Here is a 17025-nt window from a genome sequence, read left to right as displayed (position 1 = left end):
CCGGTCGGCATCGACTATGTGATTCCGGGCAACGACGACTCCATCCGTGCGGTCCAGTTGTATGTCCAGTCCGCGGCGGCGGTGATCCTGCAAGGCCGCTCGAACACCCCGGACGCGGCGGGTGGCGGCGAAGACGAGTTTGTGGAGATGGACTCGGCGGCAGCGGCCCAGGCCGAGGCGGAAGCCGCTTACGCCGAATAAGGAATCGCCGGGCTTAGGCTCGAACGGTTCGACACGCCTCCTTCGGGGGGCGTTTTCATAAGCATGAACGCTTAAGATTTCACAGCAATTGTTAACGTAGAGGATCGGTTAATGGCCAATATCACGGCTGCAATGGTTAAGGAACTGCGGGAGCGCACGGGTTCCGGCATGATGGAATGCAAGAGGGCGCTCGGAGAAACCGATGGCGATTTGGAAGCCGCCGTGGAGATGATGCGCAAGGCGGGACTCGCGAAGGCCGATAAGAAATCTGGTCGCACCGCCGCCGAGGGTTGCATCTGCGTCAAGACCAGCGCCGACGGCAAGTGCGCCACTATCGTGGAAGTCAACAGCGAAACCGACTTCGTTGCCAAGGGCGATGAGTTCATGGCCTTCGCCGCCGCCGTCGCGGAAACCGCCCTGGGGTCCGAGGCCAACACGCTGGAGGAGCTGCTGGCGGTCGCCATGCCGTCCGGTTCCAGCATCGAGGAAACCCGCCGGGCCATGGTCGCCAAGATCGACGAGAACATCAATGTCCGCCGCTACGAGCGTTTCGTCTCTGAGGCGGGCTGGGTGGCGAGCTATCTGCATGGCACCCGCATCGGCGTGCTGGTCGAACTGACCGGCGGCACCCCCGAGCTGGGCAAGGACATCGCCATGCACATCGCGGCCAGCAAGCCGGTGTGCGTCGATGAGACCGGCGTGCCCGCCGACACCATCGCCAAGGAGCGGGAGATTTTCGCGGCCCAAGCCGCCGCCGAGGGCAAGCCCGCCAACATCGTCGAGAAGATGGTCGAAGGCCGCATCAAGAAGTACCTGGGTGAAATCACCCTGACCGGCCAGCCTTTCGTCAAAGACCCCGACCAAACTGTCGGCAAGCTGTTGAGCGGCCAGGGCGCGAGCGTCCAGCGCTTCGCCCGTCTTGAGGTCGGCGAAGGCATTGAAAAAGTCGAAAGCAATTTCGCCGAAGAAGTCATGGCCCAGGCGGGTCTGCGTTAAGCATCCCGCAATGATGGCCGGGTGTTCGCGGCAATCCGCCGCGAGCGCCCGTTTCTTGAGCATTAAGAACAGGATTTTCCGATGAGTGCGCCAAGAACATACACGCGGATTTTGCTCAAACTGAGCGGCGAAGCCCTGATGGGCGAACAGGGGGGCGGCATCGACCCCCAAACCATCCGGCGTCTCGCGCTCGAAATCAAGGAACTCTGCGCCGCCGGCATTCAGGTCGGCCTAGTGATTGGCGGCGGCAACTTCATTCGTGGCGCGGAAAAGGCCGGCGAAGGCTTGGGCCGCGTGACCGGCGATCACATGGGCATGTTGGCGACCGTGCTGAACGCCCTGGCGATGCAGGACGCCCTGGAGCATTTCGGCCAGCCGGTGCGGGTCATGTCCGCCTTGAAGATCAACCAGGTCTGCGAGGACTACATTCAGCGCCGCGCCGTCCGACACTTGGAAAAGGGGCGGGTGGTCATCTTCGCCGCCGGCACCGGCAATCCCTTCTTCACCACCGATTCCGCCGCCAGTCTCCGTGCCATCGAAATCAACGCGGACCTGCTGATTAAAGCCACCAAGGTGGACGGCGTGTATTCCGCCGATCCCCTGAAAAATCCCAACGCCGTGTTTTATCCGCGTGTGACCTACGACGAGGCGCTGGATCAGCGCTTGAACGTCATGGACGCGACGGCCTTGGTGTTGTGCCGAGACCACGACATGCCGCTGCGGGTGATGAACATCTTTGAATCCGGCGCGGTGATGCGCTTGGTCAATGGCGAAGAGATTGGGTCTTTGATAGAAACCGGGAAACAAGCATGATCGACTCTATTCAAAAACGGGCCACCGAGCGCATGGGCAAGAGCATCGAGGCGCTCAAGCATGAACTCGCCAAGATCAGGACGGGCCGCGCCCATCCGAGCCTCTTGGATCACGTCACCGTGTCCTATTACGGCAATGACGTGCCGCTGAGCCAGACGGCGAATATCACCATCGAAGACGCCCGTACCCTGGCGGTCACGCCCTGGGAGCGGAACATGGTCCAGGCCATTGAGAAAGCCATTCTCACCTCCGATTTGGGGCTGAATCCTTCCAACGCCGGGACGGTCATCCGGGTGCCGATGCCACCGCTGACCGAGCAGCGCCGCAAGGATTTGGTCAAGGTGGTGCGTCACGAGGCGGAAAACGCCAAGGTCGCCATCCGCAACATCCGCCGCGATGCCAACACCGAACTCAAGAACGCTTTGAAGGAAAAGGCCATTTCCGAGGACTTGGAGCGCAAGGGCCAGGACCAGATTCAAAAGCTGACCGACCAGTACGTCAAGGAAGTGGACAAGGTTCTGGGAGAAAAAGAAACGGATTTGATGGCCGTTTAAAGCCCCGGTTGTCAGAGATGCCGCGAATTCAGCCGCTTTTCTACGGCGGTATTCACCATCCCGTATCCGCCCACCGGATCATCCGGCGGCGGGCACGGTTCCCGGCGGTAGGGTCATACCGCTGCTCCCATAATTAGCGCAAAAATGGAATGGATGCTCCCCTGATTGCAAGCACTGACAGCCGGTTGCCGCGCCATATTGCCATCATCATGGATGGCAATGGCCGCTGGGCCAAGAAACGGTTTTTGCCCCGCACCGCCGGTCATCGGGCCGGCGTGGGTTCGGTGCGCAAGACGGTGGAATATTGTTTAAGCAAAGGAATCGAGGCGCTGACCCTGTTCGCGTTCAGCAGCGAGAATTGGCGGCGCCCCCAGCAGGAAGTGTCCTTGCTCATGGAGTTGTTCGTCGCCAGTCTCGAGCGCGAAACCATGAAGCTGCATGAGAGTGGCGTGCGGCTGCGGATCATTGGCGACCGTGCCGCGTTCGCGCCGATTTTGCAGGAGCGGATTGCCGCCTCGGAAGAACTGACCCGGAACAACCAGCGGCTTAATTTGGTCATCGCCGCCAATTACGGCGGGCGCTGGGACATTCTGCAAGCGGCCCGCGCCTTGGCGGAGCGAGCCGAACGGGGCGAATTAAGCGCCGCCGCCATCGACAACGCCTTGTTCGAATCCCACTTGGCCTTGGCGGATTTGCCGGAGCCGGACCTGTTCATCCGCACTGGCGGGGAACGGCGCATCAGCAACTTCCTGTTATGGCAGTTGGCCTACACCGAATTGTATTTCACCCCCGTGCTGTGGCCCGATTTCGATGATGCCGCGCTGGACCAAGCCCTGGCTGATTATGCTGGTCGCCAGCGGCGCTTCGGTTGCACGGGTGAGCAGGTCGAAGCCCTGTCCGTGGGCTGAGGCGCCATGACAAATCTGTTGGGGACCCGGGCCGCGAGCGGTTCATCAATCCCGTCGGTCGGGTTCCCGGCGAGCATGGCCCGCTGGCTGATCCAGCCGGGCCATTCGTTTCCATCCATCCTTCATCCATTAGAACTACAAGAAGTCGTCCCATGCTAAAGACCCGCGTCATTACGGCCCTGGTGTTGGCGCCCCTGACCATCGCCGCGATTTTGTTCCTGCCCCTGGATGGCTTCGCCATCCTGTGGGGATTGATTATCCTGGCCGCCGCCCACGAGTGGACGGGCTTAGGCGGACTCACCCATGTGCCGGCCCGCGCCGGATTCATGGTGGCGATGCTGGCCACCATGCTGTTTGTCTATTTATTTCGGGCCTCGTTGCCTGACACCTTGCCCTGGTGGTTCTTCGGGCCGGTGGTGGTTTGGTGGCTGGCCTGGGGAATGGCGTTTCGCCGTTGCCCGGAGAAGCTGGTCAAGCTGAGCTACCCCATGTATGCCAAGCTGTTGGCGGGTGGCTTCGTGCTGGTCTCGGCCTGGATCATGATGGTCTGGCTGCGCCTTAATTTCGAAGCCCAGCAGGTCTTGTATCTGGTGCTGCTGGTCTGGGTTGCCGACGCGGCGGCGTATTTCTTTGGCCGGAACTGGGGCTTCACCAAGCTGGCCCCGGATATAAGCCCCGGCAAAACCACCGAGGGCGTGTATGGCGCCTTGTTCGCCACGGGCCTATTCGCTTTGGGCGCGGCGTTCCTGTTCGGCCTGGGCGGCGTTGAAATCGCCGATTTCATCTTTCTGTCCTTGATTACCGTCGCCGTGTCCATCTGCGGCGATTTGTTCGAAAGCCTCGCCAAGCGCGTCGCTGGCGCGAAGGACAGCGGCACGATCCTGCCCGGACACGGCGGCGTGCTGGACCGGATCGACAGCCTTCTGGCGGGCGTGTCGGTGTTCTACGCCGGTTCCCTGCTCATGGGGTTGTTCCTGAGCGTCAGCGGCACGGACCAGCCCACCCTGATTCTGAACCCCGACACCCAAGAAGTCATGGAAGCGCCCGCCCTGCCTGACGACGGCGCGGTCCATGAGGAGCATGAATAAATGAAAGGCATCTGCGTACTCGGTTCGACCGGCTCCATCGGCGTCAGCACGCTGGATGTGGTGGGGCGGCACCCCGACCAATATCGCGTGGTCGCGCTCACCGCCAATCACAATCTCGACCGCCTGTTCGAGCAATGCGTCCGGTTCACGCCCGATTACGTGGTGATGATCGGCGCGGAACAGGCCGCTGAGTTGCGGAACCGCCTGGACGCCGCCGGCCTGGTCAAGATTCGAGTCCTGAGCGGCGCGAAGGCGTTGGAAGAAGTGTCCGTGCTGCCGGAAGTGGACGCCGTGATGGCCGCCATCGTCGGGGCCGCCGGCCTCTTGCCGACCCTCGCCGCGGCCAAGGCTGGCAAGGCCGTGTTGCTGGCGAACAAGGAAGCCCTGGTTATGTCCGGCCCGCTGTTCATGGCGGCGGTGGCCGAGTCGGGCGCTGACCTTCTGCCCATCGACAGCGAGCACAACGCCATCTTCCAGTGCATGCCGGCCAACTACCATGCCGGTCGTCGGGCTGCCGAAGTGCGCCGCATCCTGCTGACCGCCTCGGGCGGGCCGTTCCTGCGGAAGCCCTTGGACGAACTGGAACACGTCACCCCGGATCAGGCCGTCGCCCATCCCAATTGGGTCATGGGCCGGAAGATTTCGGTGGATTCCGCCACCATGATGAACAAGGGGCTGGAGCTTATCGAAGCTTGCCTGCTGTTCCACATGCCGCCGGAACTGGTGCAAGTGGTCGTGCATCGGCAGAGCGTCATCCACTCCCTGGTGGATTACATGGACGGCACGGTGCTGGCGCAAATGGGCAACCCCGACATGCGCATCCCCATCGCCCACGCCCTGGCCTGGCCGGGGCGCTTCGATTCCGGGGCGGAACCATTGGATTTGTTCGGGGTCCGACAATTGGACTTTGAACCGCCGGATTTGGACCGTTTCCCTTGTCTGCGTTTGGCCTACGAGGCCGTGAGGGCGGGTGGCAGTGGCCCGGCGATACTCAACGCCGCCAACGAGGTGGCCGTCGCTTCCTTCTTGGACGGCCAGATACGCTTCACGGCCATCCCGGACACCATCGCCCATTGCATGGACGCGGTGCCCACGGGTCCGGCGGACACCATCGACGCCGTGTTGGAGGCCGACCGTTCGGCCCGTGCGGCGGCGCACGCTTACATCACCCGGCTAGGAGTGCCTTAATTCATCATGCTGTCGCTGCTCCATACGCTGTTCTTCTTCATCGTGGCCCTGGCGGTCCTGATCGCCTTCCACGAGTTCGGCCACTATTGGGCAGCCCGCCGCCTGGGTGTCAAGGTCATCCGGTTTTCCATCGGATTCGGAAAGCCGCTCTGGCGTCACCAAGCCTCTCCCGCCGCCACGGAATTTGTGGTCGGTGCCTTGCCGCTGGGGGGCTACGTCAAAATGGTCGATGAGCGGGAGGGCGAAGTCGCCCCCGCCGATCTGCCCTATGCCTTTAACCGGCAATCCATCCCGCGCCGCGCTGGCATCGTCGCCGCCGGGCCAATATTCAATTTCTTCCTGGCGATACTGATTTACTGGGGCGTCTTCATGCTGGGGGAGACCGGCACGCGGCCCGTGCTGGGTCCGGTGGCTCAGGGCACCCTGGCGGCGCAGGCCGGTTTCCACGAGGGCGATGAAATCATTGCGGTGGACGGGGACGAGACGCCGACCTGGACGCTCGCCATCGGCGAAGTGGTCGAGAAGGCGATGGACGAGCGGACCATTCCCGTCACCGTGAAGACGACCGATGGCGCGACGCGGGAGCTTGCCCTCAATATTCCCGCCGACGTGGTCCAGCAGCCCGACGCGCTTTACAAGAAGCTGGGCTTCCGTCCCTTCGAGCCGGCCTTGCCGCCGGTCATTGAGCGGATTGAGCCGGACAGCTCGGCGCAACTGGTCGGCTTGAAGCCGGGCGATAAGGTGATTAGCGCCGATGGTGTGGCCGTCGAAACCTGGAAGCAGTGGGTCGAATATGTCCGGGCGCGTCCCGAGACCCTGATTAAAGCCGTCATCGAGCGCGATGGTGCCCAGTTCCCCGTGGACATCACGCCGAAGTCCGTGGATTCCGCCGAGGGCAAGATTGGCCGGATCGGGGCGGGCGTGCATGTGCCGGAAGAACTAGGGCAGTCGATGCAGACCGAGTACCGGCTGGGACCGATGGCCGCCTTCGGCGCCGCCGTCGAAAAAACCGTGGAATATTCCGGGTTGACGCTGCGGATGATAGGCCGAATGATCGTTGGTAAGGCGGCGGTCGAAAACTTGAGCGGTCCCATCAGCATCGCGCAGTACGCGGGACAATCCGCCAGTTCCGGCGTTGGGCAGTTCATGAAGTTCCTCGCCATCGTCAGCATCAGCCTTGGCATCATGAACCTGCTGCCCATTCCCGTGCTGGATGGCGGCCATCTGCTGTTCTATTTGGTGGAGGCCATCAAGGGCAGCCCGGTGTCCGAGCAAACTCAAGTGTTCTGCCAGCAGGTCGGCATTTTCATCCTGCTGTGCCTGATGAGTCTGGCCTTCGTGCTGGATATAGACCGCCTGCTTTCCTGACCGAATCCTACCTTAACCCTCTGGAATACTATGAAAAAGCTACTTGGCATGGCCCTTGGGGGGCTGGCTCTTCTCCTTTCCGGCTCGATCCAAGCCGCCGACACCAAGGCCATTGAGGAAGCGCTCAAGCAAGCGCTGCCGAATGTGAAGCCGGATTCCATCGAACCTTCGCCCATGCCCGGCCTATACGAAGTCGCCGTGGGTCCGAAGCTGTTCTACGTGTCGGAGGATGGCCGTTATCTGGTGCAAGGCTCCTTGATCGACATCAAGGCTCGCGAGGACTTGACCGAGAAGAAGCAGGCGGGGGCGCGGTTGAACGCCTTGGAGAAGGTGGGCACCAATAACATGGTCGTGTTCAAGCCGAAGATGGGCAGCCATGTGGCCTATGTCTTCACCGACATCGATTGCGGCTACTGCCGGAAGCTGCATTCCGAGATCGACAGCTATTTGAGGGAAGGCATCGAAATCCGCTATCTCTTCTTCCCGCGCAGCGGCCCGGACACCGAGTCCTACTACAAGGCCGTCTCGGTCTGGTGCGCCAAGGACCGCAACGACGCCTTCACCAAGGCCAAAAAGGGCGAGAACCTGCCGCGCAAGGAGTGCGACAACCCGGTGGACGAGCATCTGGCCTTGGGCAGCGCCATGGGGGCCAACGGCACGCCGATGATCGTGACCGACAAGGGTGCCATCCTGCCGGGCTATGTGCCGGCGGCGCAGTTGTCGAAGATGTTGAATCGGGACGCCGCCGCCAAGAAGTAACTTCCTGAAAAAAGGCCGGCTCGGTTTTTGAAACTGAGTCGGCCTTTTTGCGTTTCTATCCCTCGCGCGCCAAGTTGCGGAGCCGGGAAAAATCGTCGTCCTCGCCAACGTCGGGCATGGTAGCCAACAGGTTTTTGATGGCTTCGCCCGAGGCTTGGGCGGGATGCTTGGCCTTCACGTATTCGGCGAAATCCAACACTTCGGCGGCTTGGGCTTCGGGCATGTTCTTGACGGTTTCGTAGATGCGCTCGGCGATGCTTATGGGGGATTCCTCATCAGTGAATCCGCAATCCGCTACTTATAGGGCAAACGCTCTTCTTTCAGGCCCGGAAGCCGCTCGAACTCCGGGTCTTTGTGAACCAACGTGGCGTCTAGTTCCAGCGCCGCCGCCGCAATCCATGCATCCGCAACCGACAACGGGTGGGTGACCTTGACCGCTGCCGCCCGCTCCAGCAATTCCGGGGATTCGTGAAGCCAGCGAATCGGTAGAGCAAGGCAATCCGCGTAAGCCTCGCGCCCGGCGGCTTCGCCTTCATTTTTCCAAACGCGGTAGAACACTTCCATCAGGGTCATGAAGCACGAGTAGCAGGGAGGCCCGCCGCTTTGGGCGTTGTGCAGTAACTCGTCAACCCGAGCGGCTCCCGGCTCATCATCGCGCAGAGCCAGCAAGGCCGAGGTGTCGAGCAAAAATCCGTTCATGCCTCACGTTCACGGTCTGCCGCACGATCAGCCAGCAACGCCGCCACTGTGCCACCTTTGCCCTTGCCACGGAAAGCATTGATGGCGTCCCGGTGGGGTTTTGGTTTGCCCGCCGCCGACGCTTCGCTGTCTTGCTCCAAGGCGATGAAGAGCACTTCGATGGGGCGGTGGCGGAGTTCTTGGGGGACGAAAATGGAGTCTTGCGGGTCTTCAATTATCTGGCGGATGGCGTACATGATTGATCTCGCGAATGATTTAAGGGGGATATTCTCTTTTATCGTTCCCACGCTCAGTGTTGTAGGTCGGGCATGTACTCATGCCCGACGCCTTTGTTCGATCCGGTTCTGGCTTACCAAACCTTCGGCTTGAATGCCGCGTCGTTGCGGATGGTGACAGAATCGCCGCTTTGGGCCAGCACGAAGCAGCCTTGCCGATAGGCGTAGCGGGCCACTTCGTCAGGGACGACCATGCCCGCCACGGCTCCCATGACCCGGTGATTTTTATAGGTTGGAAAGAGCTTCTTAAAGCGTGCGAGCCGGTCTAGGTGTTCGCGCACATCGTCGGTTTTCAGTTCGCTCTTGGTTTCCACGAGGATGGCGTCGATGTCGTTGACGATGAGCAGGTCGATTTCCATGGCGTCGCCGTCCCGTTGGGCGGAGGCGCGTTGGTGGACCTCGTGTACGTCGATGCCGCGTTCCCGGAACAGCCGCACCACGGCGGGCCGGACCATTTCTTCGACGAATTCGCCGAGTCGGTTGCCCAAGCGTCCGATGGCTTGGGTGACTTCCTTGAGTTTGCGGTCGGTTTCCCTCATTTGCTGGGCGGTTTCCGCAGACATTTTGGCGACCTGGTTCAGGGTTTCCATGATGGATTCGATGGTGACGGCCATGGGCGGGTGTCCGGTGGGTGGGCGAATGAGCGCTATTGCACTACGTTGGGCGGGGTTTGTCCATGGCTGCGGGTTTTCGTCGATCCAACGCTCAGCGTGGGAGCGCCGTTAAGGCCGATCTGCGGCCCGTCACCGAATAACTCAATACCAACAATCCACCGGAATCAACCCCGGCAATCCCGCCCAATTCGCCGCGCTGGAATACCGCCAATAGTCCAGCTTTTTTAGTGATGCGGTATCGGCGGCGGGTTATGGGGGATTTCGAGGGTTTCTAGTCGTTATGGACCGCAGAGTGGCCGGGACGGGATTTCCACGCTGAGCGTGGGAACGATGAATATACCTAATACTCGTGGCCCGGATTCCGCTGCGCTTTGTCCGGGCTACGCTTGTTAGGAATTGGGCCTTTTCACGGAGCGTTCCAGTAATCGGCGATTCGCAAAATCCCACTCTTCGGTGGACTGCGCCGTTTCCTCTCGTTCCACGGGGGTTGCAGTGAGTAGATGAGCGCGTGCTCAAGTTCCTCAAGGAGCTTGCCGGATGCCACAGATGCGAACCCGCCAAATGGAACCCCAAGGGAAGCAGCACGGTTTTGCAGTCTTGGCACAACGCGTCCATAGTTGGTGAAGTACAGGCTATACGGACCTTCGCCCGACACGAGGCCTTCGGCCATTTTTACCACGACGCCACCGTTCTTTTTATTCGTACCGTGTGCCCAATAGTGTCTTGTCTTTTCCTTGTTTGGTCTGATCCAACGGTCGAGTGGCGAAAGAATATACTCCTCTGTGGCAACGCCCACGTACTTGATTGCTCCCGTCTCGGCAAAGAGGGCGTAGATAAACGGGCCATCTATATGACGTGGATCAATGGGCTTGGTCGGTTGTCCGGTGAGCGGAAGGGGAGTAACAATGGGAAACCTGATCCCGCGAACTTTCTCGCGGTCGCGTTCAAAGGTTTCTGGTAATACCTCGGTGAAGCGCCAAGCTAGCTGCATTCCGAGTTGTGTGTGCGTTGGGAACAACATGGTCCGTCATCGAAAAGGTCTAACGTGAAGTAGGCAGCAAAATTGCCATGTGGGCAGTTTGCTTATGCGTTGCTTTTGCCGCAAAAGCCGGAACAGTAAGCTCCACAATTCATAACGTCAATCCCACAAGTCACGACCCCCAAACCTAATACCCCGCCAACTCCCTCAACAAATACAACAACTCCAACGCCTGCTTAGGGCTAACATCCTCCGGCGAAATATCCCGCAATTTCAGCAACGCCGGACTCGGCTCATTCACGCTAAACAAATCCAGTTGCTGGCTCTCCTTCCCCCGTGAATTCTTCGCATAAGCCTGCTTCTCCAACGTCGCCAGCTTCTCCCGCGCCTTCTGCACCACCTTCTTCGGCACGCCCGCCAACGCCGCCACCTGCAAGCCATAGCTTTGATTGGCCGGACCATCCTTCACCGCGTGCAGGAACACCACGCCGTCCTTATGCTCCACCGCATCCAAATGGATGTTGTGGACCCCCGGACATTCCTCCGGCAGGGCAATGAGTTCAAAGTAATGGGTGGCGAACAGGGTGAACGCCTTGATTTCCCGCGCCAGATGCCCCGCCGCCGCCCAGGCCAGGGACAGCCCATCGAAAGTGCTGGTGCCGCGCCCGATCTCGTCCATCAGCACCAAGCTGTTGGCCGTGGCGTGGTGAAGGATGTGGGCGGTCTCGGTCATTTCCACCATGAAGGTCGAGCGCCCGCTGGCGAGGTCGTCCGACGCGCCGATGCGGGTGAAGATGCGGTCCACCGGGCCAATGACGGCGCTGTCGGCGGGCACGAAGCTGCCGATATGGGCCATCAGCACAATCAGCGCAATTTGTCTCATGCAGGTTGACTTTCCTCCCATATTTGGTCCAGTAATAATCAACATACGTCTTTCTGGCGACATCTCCAAATCATTCGGCACGAACGGCTCGGCCAGCACGCTTTCCACCACCGGATGCCGCCCCGCCACGATCTTGATGCCCGGCGTCTCGCTCAGCACCGGCGCGACATAACCCCGACGGTCGGCCCGTTCCGCCAGATTCGCCAGCACGTCCAGTTCCGCCAATCCATCGGCGCATAGCCGCAGGTCGTTCAGATAAGTCCCCAGTTCGTCCAGCAGCCCGTCATACAAGGCTTTCTCGAAAGCCAGGGCACGCTCGCGGGCGCCCAGCACCTTGTCCTCGAAGGTCTTCAATTCCGGGGTGATGTAGCGCTCCACGCCCTTCAAGGTCTGGCGGCGGACGTAATCCACCGGCACTTTCTCGGCATGGTTGCGGGACAGCTCGATGAAGAAGCCCTGCACCCGGTTGAAGTTGACTTTGAGCGTGGCGATGCCGGTGCGCTGCCGCTCGCGCTGCTCCAATTCCACCAGGAAGCGCTCGGTGTTCTGGCTGAGGTCGCGCAGGCTGTCCAGTTCCGAGTGGTAGCCCTCGGCGATGACGCCGCCGTCCCGGATCAGCATGGGCGGGTTGTCGATGATGGCCCGTTGCAGCAGGTCGAGGAGGTCCGGCTGTTCGCGGATTTTTTCCCGCAACGCGATCAGGCGCGGCGCTTCCAGATTGTTCAGCGCCGCGTGGATGGCGGGCAATCCGGCCAGCGATAGCCGCAAGGTGGCGAGGTCGCGGGGCCGGGCCGATTTCAGGGCGATGCGGGAGGCGATGCGCTCGATGTCCCCCACCGTCCGCAGCAACTCGCGGACGGCGCGGAAACCGCCATCATCCAGCAACGTGCCGATGGCCTGATAACGGCTCTCCAACACCCGCCGGTCGCGCCAAGGGCTGTGCAGCCAGCGCCGCAGCAGCCGTCCGCCCATGGCGGTAACGGTGCGGTCCAGCACGCCGAACAGGGTCAGTTCCCCCCGGCCCGACGGGTGAAAATCCAATTCCAGATTGCGGCGGCTGGCCGCGTCCAGCACGATCACGTCGGCATGGCTTTCCACCCGCAAGCCCTGGAAGGGGGGCAGGGCGCGCTGCTGGGTTTCCCGGACGTATTGGACCAGGCAACCAGCGGCGGCGATGGCGGCGGGCAGGCGTTCGCAACCAAATGCCGCCAAGTCCTGGGTGCCGAACTGGCGCAGCAGCAGATGACGGGCGCTTTCCGGCTCGAAATGCCACGCCGGGCGCTTGGTCAGGCCGCGCCGGGAGGCCACGCCCAGAGGCTGCGGCCAGTCCTCGCCGACCAGGATTTCCGACGGGTTCAGCCGCTCCAATTCGCCCAACAGGCTTTCGACGCTCTCCAACTGCTGCACCGCGAACCGCCCGCCCGCCAAGTCCAGCGCGGCCAATCCCAGCGCTTTCCCGACCGGGGCGATGGCTACCAGCACGTTGTCGCGGCGCTCTTCCAGTAAAGCTTCTTCCGTGACCGTGCCGGGCGTGACGACCCGCACCACCCGCCGTTCCACTAGACCCTTGGCGAGGGCGGGATCGCCGATTTGCTCGCAGATGGCGACCGACTCGCCCAGCTTGACCAGCCGGGCCAGATAGCCCTCGACGGCGTGATAGGGGACGCCGGCCATGGGGATGCGTTCCCCGGCGGATTCGCCCCGCGAGGTCAGGGTGATGTCCAACAGCCGGGCGGCCTTACGGGCGTCGTCGTAGAACAGCTCGTAGAAGTCCCCCATGCGGAAGAACAGCAGGCGGTCGGGTTGTTCGGCCTTGATGCGGAGGTATTGCTGCATCAAGGGGGTATGGCGGGCGAGGGTGGCGGGGTCTAGTTTCATGGGGCGGAATTTTAGCGGAAAGCGGCGGGAACTGAGATTGCGGACCTGTTTTCAGTATCATGCCATCCACTAACCACTAACCACTAACCACTGAGTCCACCCATGTTCTACGAAATCAGAAACTACCACTTCAACCCCGAACTCCTGGACGCCTACAAAGCGTGGGCGAGAACCGAGGCGATTCCCTTCATGTCCGGCCAACTCGATTTGTTGGGATTCTGGGCGAACACCGACGCCGCGCCCGAAGTCGGCGGCGAGACCTTGGACCCGCTGGGTTCCGCCAATCTGACTTGGATCATCCGCTGGGAAAGCGCCGCGCAACGGGACGAGACCTGGAAGCGCATTCAGGCCGACCCGGTATGGCAGGATATTTTTTCCCGTGTGCCGGGCGGGACCGCCAGTTATCTGCGGGTTGAGGCGAAGTTCGCGGAATCCTTGGCTTGAGGCTTTTTCTCGCCGCTTCCGCGCCGCCGTTACTTTGGATAGGCGGTGGAGTCTGATGCTTGCTTTGGATTCAAAATTCCAAGCGATTCGCAACTTGGACTTATAAAACCAGATGAATGACGCGAGATTTGGTGGGGCTGTGCTTTAACTCGGCAAAGACCCGCAGCCAAGCCACATGTGGAAGTATTATCGCGGCGGTGGTGGTGATTACGGCGGCGTGCATGCCAATTACGGAATCCCCAATCATGCCTTTTATCTCGCGGCCATGGCGCTGGGCGGCAATGCCTGGGAGGTCGCCGGACGCATCTGGTACGAAGCGCTGACCACTCGTTTGCGGCCCGATTCCCGGTTCGCCGACGCTGTCGCCAGCACCCGCGAACTGGCCCGTAAGTATGGCGACGCGGCGCTCAAGGCGGTGGACGAAGCGTGGAAGGCGGCGGGGCTTTGAGGGCTGGCTCTTCGGGGGGCGGGGATTGACCGGCTTGGCGGTGCTGGCTTCGGCTTCGCTCAGCAAGACCGTCCCCCGCATCCCGGCGGGCCTCTTATCCAGCCACCAGCCCAAACCGGCTGAACGAGGCCGTGTTCTCGTGCAGACGATGCGCTCGATAGAATTTTCCGTGGGGGTCGCCGCCGCGCACGAACACCATGGTGCCTATCTGGGCCTTGCCCGGCAAAGCCAATAATTCCGGGACGGTTCGGAGGCCCGGTTCCGGCGGCATGAGCAAGCCTTTCGCGGCGGGCTTCATGGCTGGGTCCAGAATGTCCACCGGCTCGGCGGCGGTGGTCAGTTGCTCCACCCCCAGCATGACCTGCCCATCGGCGCAATGCAGCCAGCGGATCACGCCTATGGATATGGATGAGGCTGCCTGCTCGTCAAGCACGCCAATTAATTCCCCAATCCGAACCCCCGCCACTTGGTCCGACGGCCAAGCCAAGCAATAGCCGTGCTGGCTCGCGTTGGCGATGCGGGCCTCCACCACGGCGTTCTCGGCTTCGGCGGGGGGCGTCGCGGTTGGCTCCGTCTGCCAGATGTCTTCGCGGGTTAGGCTTCTTTTCGCGAAGAATTTTGACGCCATCATTTCGCTGCGAATGTTGCGGTCCCCGAATTCCGGTTCGAGATGCATGCCCTGAGGAAGGAGTGCCCTGCGGTCCTCGGGGGCGAAATCCAAGTTGTCGGTAATGAGCCGATCAACCAAGTCGGGATTGAACGAGGAACTGGGCCGCGCCGAGGCCTTTGACGCCGTGGACGCAGGGAGAAGGGCGCTCATGAAGCGGCCCAGCCCGAGCACGCAACGGCAGGTTTCGTCCTGGGCCTTGCGTTCGCCCTTGCGCTTATGGCTGCCTTCCAGGTTTTTAGCCATGCGCAACAAGGCGGCCCGGTCGATGGCGCGCTTGTCCTTGGCGCTGATTTCGGAACCGATCTCGGCGGTTTGGAGCAGGGCTTGTTTGCTCAATTCGCGGGTCAAGTCCCCGGTGAATAGGAACCGGCGCTTGGCCTTGTCCTCGCCGTCTTCGGGATGACTGCAAAAAGGCGGGCGGGCCTCGTTCAAGCGCACGAAGAATTCGGCGGGTTCGCCCTCCCGTTCATTTTCGGCGCTCAGCACCGCTTGGTCCACCAAGGTGCCGAGTAGGTCGTAGACATGCCACATATCCCGCTGCCGCAAATGGCGGGTGCTGGTCAGCGCGAACAGCAGGGTCCGCTTGAATACGCCCAAGGGCGTCTGGCAGCTTTCGGGTTCCTCGGGATCATCGAAGCGGGCCAGCAAGAGTTGGCGGATTTCAGTGTTCCGGTACAAGTCATACAGCATCGCCCAGTAGTCCGCTGTCGGCGTCCGATATTGCTGGGCCGTCCGCAGCAGCACCAGCCCCCAATGTTGGAGCGCCCGGTATAGGGACCGGGTCAGATGGCGCTCGCTTTTCTCGAACCAGCCCGGCTTGTAGTTCGGATCGAGTCCGGCCAGCGCGTAGGCCCTGCCCAGGCGCTCATGTAGGCGCAGCGCCAGCCCTGCGTAATACTCCGCTTGGGGCGGATAGGGCAGCGGCGCGTCCATGAAATGGCTTTCCGCCCGCTCCGCCAACAGGCAAACCATGGGCCGGAGCAGTTCCGCCAGCTCCAGCCGGGTGGCCGCTGGAATCTTAGCGTCGGCGTTGAAGGCTTCCAGCACGGCGTCTATGGCGTTGAAGCAGCGCCGCGAATTGGTCAGCGGCAACTCGGCCAGCCAAGCCGTCAACGTCTTGGGCCTCGGCGCGGGAATCTTGACTTTGGGTTGCGGCTCTATGAGGTGCATATACATGGTATGGGTGGTCGCTTTCTTCATGGCATTCTTCTCTGGGTTAGTTCTTTTTTGTGTGTTGAACACCGGGTAAGAATCCATTCTTTCAGCTTAGCGCATTGTGCCGGGTTGTTTTGCGGGCGCCTGCACGGATTGGCTCGGGGGCTTTCATCGCTGGCACTTCCCGCACCAGTAGGTTGCCCGCTGACCCAGTCGGCCTTGCCGTAGCGCCGTTCCGCAGTGTCGGCAAGGTTCGTCGGCCCGCTCGTAAACTTGCAAGGTCTGGCGGAAATAGCCCGGATTGCCCGATTCGTTGACGAAATCCCGCAAGGTGGTGCCGCCTTGTTCGATGCTGGCTTCCAGCACCTCCCGGATGGATTCGACCAGCTTCTCGTAGCGGGCCAGGGAGACTCGACCGGCGGGCCGGGCGGGGGCAATGCCGGCCCGGAACAGGGATTCGTTGGCGTAGATGTTGCCGACGCCCACCACGATGTGGCTGTCCATGATGAACAGCTTGACGGCCAGATGACGCTCGCCGGCCCGCTCGTGGAGATAGTGGCCGGTGAAATCGGCGGACAAGGGTTCCGGGCCGAGATTCGCCAGCAGGGGATGGCTCTCCGGTTCTGCTTCGGTCCACAGCAGGCAGCCGAACCGGCGCGGATCGTGGAAGCGCAGGCAGAGTCCGTTGCCGAACACCAAGTCGAGGTGGTCGTGCTTCCGGGGCGGGTGATTCGGGTCGGTGAGCCGCAGGCTGCCGGACATGCCCAAGTGGAAAATCAGGGTGCCGGTCCCCGTGTCCAACAGGAGGTATTTGCCCCGCCGCCGCACGGCCTGGATTGATTGTCCCGCCAGCTTGCCCGGCAAATCCCCCGGCACCGGCCAGCGCAGCCGGGGCTGACGGACCACCAGTCCGGCGATGCTGGCACCGAGTATATGGGGGGCGATGCCTCGGCGGGTGGTTTCGACTTCCGGGAGTTCGGGCATGGTTCGCGGCTTATGGGGTTGAGAATCGCGGCGCTCCTTCCGCCATCATAAAAACCGAAGGATTGGAATGGATAATGCCACTTCTGGATAAGCCAAGCTTATGCAGTCTTACAGCGATATG

At 61.6% G+C, this 17025-nt stretch carries 18 protein-coding genes and 1 pseudogene; 11 read left to right on the top strand and 8 right to left on the bottom strand.

Going from position 1 to position 17025, the window contains the following annotated elements:
* The 9 genes from ACXWUF_RS06630 to ACXWUF_RS06590 form a co-directional block, all read left to right on the top strand.
* The coding region (locus ACXWUF_RS06630) for a 30S ribosomal protein S2 (RefSeq protein ID WP_458493883.1) at positions 1-201 on the top strand (201 nt) is incomplete at its 5' end.
* A gap of 111 nt (positions 202-312) precedes the next feature.
* Positions 313-1197, top strand: coding sequence for a translation elongation factor Ts (gene tsf, locus ACXWUF_RS06625; protein ID WP_458493882.1), 885 nt, complete (start codon positions 313-315; stop codon positions 1195-1197).
* Between the two features lie 81 nt (positions 1198-1278).
* Positions 1279-2010 carry a UMP kinase gene (gene pyrH, locus ACXWUF_RS06620; RefSeq protein ID WP_458493881.1) on the top strand — a complete coding sequence of 244 codons (732 nt, stop codon included), beginning with the start codon at positions 1279-1281 and terminating at the stop codon, positions 2008-2010.
* Complete coding sequence (gene frr / locus ACXWUF_RS06615; protein ID WP_458493880.1) at positions 2007-2564, top strand: ribosome recycling factor; 558 nt, start codon at positions 2007-2009, stop codon at positions 2562-2564. Before pyrH ends, frr begins: the two co-directional genes overlap by 4 nt.
* Positions 2565-2713: 149 nt before the next feature.
* Positions 2714-3472, top strand: a complete 759-nt coding sequence (gene uppS, locus ACXWUF_RS06610; protein WP_458493879.1) for a polyprenyl diphosphate synthase — start codon at positions 2714-2716, stop codon at positions 3470-3472.
* 152 nt (positions 3473-3624) lie between these two features.
* Entirely contained in the window at positions 3625-4560 is a 936-nt protein-coding gene (locus ACXWUF_RS06605; RefSeq protein ID WP_458493878.1) for a phosphatidate cytidylyltransferase, read from the top strand.
* On the top strand, positions 4561-5748 hold the full coding sequence (gene ispC, locus ACXWUF_RS06600; RefSeq protein ID WP_458493877.1) for a 1-deoxy-D-xylulose-5-phosphate reductoisomerase: 1188 nt from the start codon (positions 4561-4563) through the stop codon (positions 5746-5748).
* Between the two features lie 6 nt (positions 5749-5754).
* The gene (gene rseP / locus ACXWUF_RS06595) at positions 5755-7116 is read left to right on the top strand and encodes an RIP metalloprotease RseP (RefSeq protein ID WP_458493876.1); all 1362 of its coding nucleotides are present in this window, start codon (positions 5755-5757) and stop codon (positions 7114-7116) included.
* Positions 7117-7146: 30 nt separating this feature from the next.
* Positions 7147-7875: a DsbC family protein gene (locus tag ACXWUF_RS06590; protein WP_458493875.1), complete on the top strand. Its 729-nt coding sequence runs from the start codon at positions 7147-7149 to the stop codon at positions 7873-7875.
* Positions 7876-7930: 55 nt separating this feature from the next.
* Here the strand turns inward: ACXWUF_RS06590 and ACXWUF_RS06585 are convergent, their stop codons facing one another.
* From ACXWUF_RS06585 to mutS, 6 genes are all read right to left on the bottom strand, one after another.
* A complete protein-coding gene (locus ACXWUF_RS06585) occupies positions 7931-8119 on the bottom strand; it encodes a DUF2281 domain-containing protein (protein ID WP_458493884.1) in 189 nt (62 codons plus the stop codon).
* 50 nt (positions 8120-8169) lie between these two features.
* On the bottom strand, positions 8170-8574 hold the full coding sequence (locus ACXWUF_RS06580) for a PIN domain-containing protein (protein ID WP_458493874.1): 405 nt from the start codon (positions 8572-8574) through the stop codon (positions 8170-8172).
* Positions 8571-8810: a hypothetical protein gene (locus ACXWUF_RS06575; protein ID WP_458493873.1), complete on the bottom strand. Its 240-nt coding sequence runs from the start codon at positions 8808-8810 to the stop codon at positions 8571-8573. Before ACXWUF_RS06575 ends, ACXWUF_RS06580 begins: the two co-directional genes overlap by 4 nt.
* A gap of 113 nt (positions 8811-8923) precedes the next feature.
* The gene (locus tag ACXWUF_RS06570) at positions 8924-9463 is read right to left on the bottom strand and encodes a DUF3782 domain-containing protein (protein ID WP_458493872.1); all 540 of its coding nucleotides are present in this window, start codon (positions 9461-9463) and stop codon (positions 8924-8926) included.
* Positions 9464-9869: 406 nt separating this feature from the next.
* Positions 9870-10484, bottom strand: coding sequence for a hypothetical protein (locus ACXWUF_RS06565; RefSeq protein WP_458493871.1), 615 nt, complete (start codon positions 10482-10484; stop codon positions 9870-9872).
* A 145-nt stretch (positions 10485-10629) separates the two neighbouring features.
* Entirely contained in the window at positions 10630-13203 is a 2574-nt protein-coding gene (mutS, locus tag ACXWUF_RS06560) for a DNA mismatch repair protein MutS (protein WP_458493870.1), read from the bottom strand.
* Between the two features lie 102 nt (positions 13204-13305).
* Here mutS and ACXWUF_RS06555 point away from each other — a divergent pair, with 102 nt between their 5' ends.
* Together ACXWUF_RS06555 and ACXWUF_RS06550 are read left to right on the top strand one after the other, a co-directional pair.
* Positions 13306-13647 (top strand): NIPSNAP family protein, encoded by a 342-nt coding sequence (locus ACXWUF_RS06555; protein WP_458493869.1) that lies wholly within the window; start codon positions 13306-13308, stop codon positions 13645-13647.
* A 169-nt stretch (positions 13648-13816) separates the two neighbouring features.
* Positions 13817-14095: pseudogene (locus ACXWUF_RS06550) on the top strand (M4 family metallopeptidase); the annotation flags it as partial.
* 94 nt (positions 14096-14189) lie between these two features.
* On the opposite strand, the gene ACXWUF_RS06545 reads toward ACXWUF_RS06550, so the two are convergent.
* Both ACXWUF_RS06545 and mutM read right to left on the bottom strand, forming a co-directional pair.
* Positions 14190-15965, bottom strand: coding sequence for a hypothetical protein (locus tag ACXWUF_RS06545; protein WP_458493868.1), 1776 nt, complete (start codon positions 15963-15965; stop codon positions 14190-14192).
* 123 nt (positions 15966-16088) lie between these two features.
* Positions 16089-16904: a bifunctional DNA-formamidopyrimidine glycosylase/DNA-(apurinic or apyrimidinic site) lyase gene (mutM, locus tag ACXWUF_RS06540; protein WP_458493867.1), complete on the bottom strand. Its 816-nt coding sequence runs from the start codon at positions 16902-16904 to the stop codon at positions 16089-16091.
* Positions 16905-17025 lie beyond the last annotated feature (121 nt).

It is taken from the genome of Methylomagnum sp. (assembly GCF_054333355.1).
This window is presented reverse-complemented; position numbering and strand designations above follow the sequence as displayed.

Excerpts from the sequence above, each read along its gene's own strand:
- tsf (WP_458493882.1), top strand. The coding sequence starts at position 313 with ATGGCCAATATCACGGCTGCAATGGTTAAGGAACTGCGGGAGCGCACG.
- pyrH (WP_458493881.1), top strand. The coding sequence starts at position 1,279 with ATGAGTGCGCCAAGAACATACACGCGGATTTTGCTCAAACTGAGCGGC.
- frr (WP_458493880.1), top strand. The coding sequence starts at position 2,007 with ATGATCGACTCTATTCAAAAACGGGCCACCGAGCGCATGGGCAAGAGC.
- uppS (WP_458493879.1), top strand. The coding sequence starts at position 2,714 with ATGGATGCTCCCCTGATTGCAAGCACTGACAGCCGGTTGCCGCGCCAT.
- ACXWUF_RS06605 (WP_458493878.1), top strand. The coding sequence starts at position 3,625 with ATGCTAAAGACCCGCGTCATTACGGCCCTGGTGTTGGCGCCCCTGACC.
- ispC (WP_458493877.1), top strand. The coding sequence starts at position 4,561 with ATGAAAGGCATCTGCGTACTCGGTTCGACCGGCTCCATCGGCGTCAGC.
- rseP (WP_458493876.1), top strand. The coding sequence starts at position 5,755 with ATGCTGTCGCTGCTCCATACGCTGTTCTTCTTCATCGTGGCCCTGGCG.
- ACXWUF_RS06590 (WP_458493875.1), top strand. The coding sequence starts at position 7,147 with ATGAAAAAGCTACTTGGCATGGCCCTTGGGGGGCTGGCTCTTCTCCTT.
- ACXWUF_RS06580 (WP_458493874.1), bottom strand. The coding sequence starts at position 8,574 with ATGAACGGATTTTTGCTCGACACCTCGGCCTTGCTGGCTCTGCGCGAT.
- ACXWUF_RS06575 (WP_458493873.1), bottom strand. The coding sequence starts at position 8,810 with ATGTACGCCATCCGCCAGATAATTGAAGACCCGCAAGACTCCATTTTC.
- ACXWUF_RS06570 (WP_458493872.1), bottom strand. The coding sequence starts at position 9,463 with ATGGCCGTCACCATCGAATCCATCATGGAAACCCTGAACCAGGTCGCC.
- ACXWUF_RS06565 (WP_458493871.1), bottom strand. The coding sequence starts at position 10,484 with ATGTTGTTCCCAACGCACACACAACTCGGAATGCAGCTAGCTTGGCGC.
- mutS (WP_458493870.1), bottom strand. The coding sequence starts at position 13,203 with ATGAAACTAGACCCCGCCACCCTCGCCCGCCATACCCCCTTGATGCAG.
- ACXWUF_RS06555 (WP_458493869.1), top strand. The coding sequence starts at position 13,306 with ATGTTCTACGAAATCAGAAACTACCACTTCAACCCCGAACTCCTGGAC.
- ACXWUF_RS06545 (WP_458493868.1), bottom strand. The coding sequence starts at position 15,965 with ATGAAGAAAGCGACCACCCATACCATGTATATGCACCTCATAGAGCCG.
- mutM (WP_458493867.1), bottom strand. The coding sequence starts at position 16,904 with ATGCCCGAACTCCCGGAAGTCGAAACCACCCGCCGAGGCATCGCCCCC.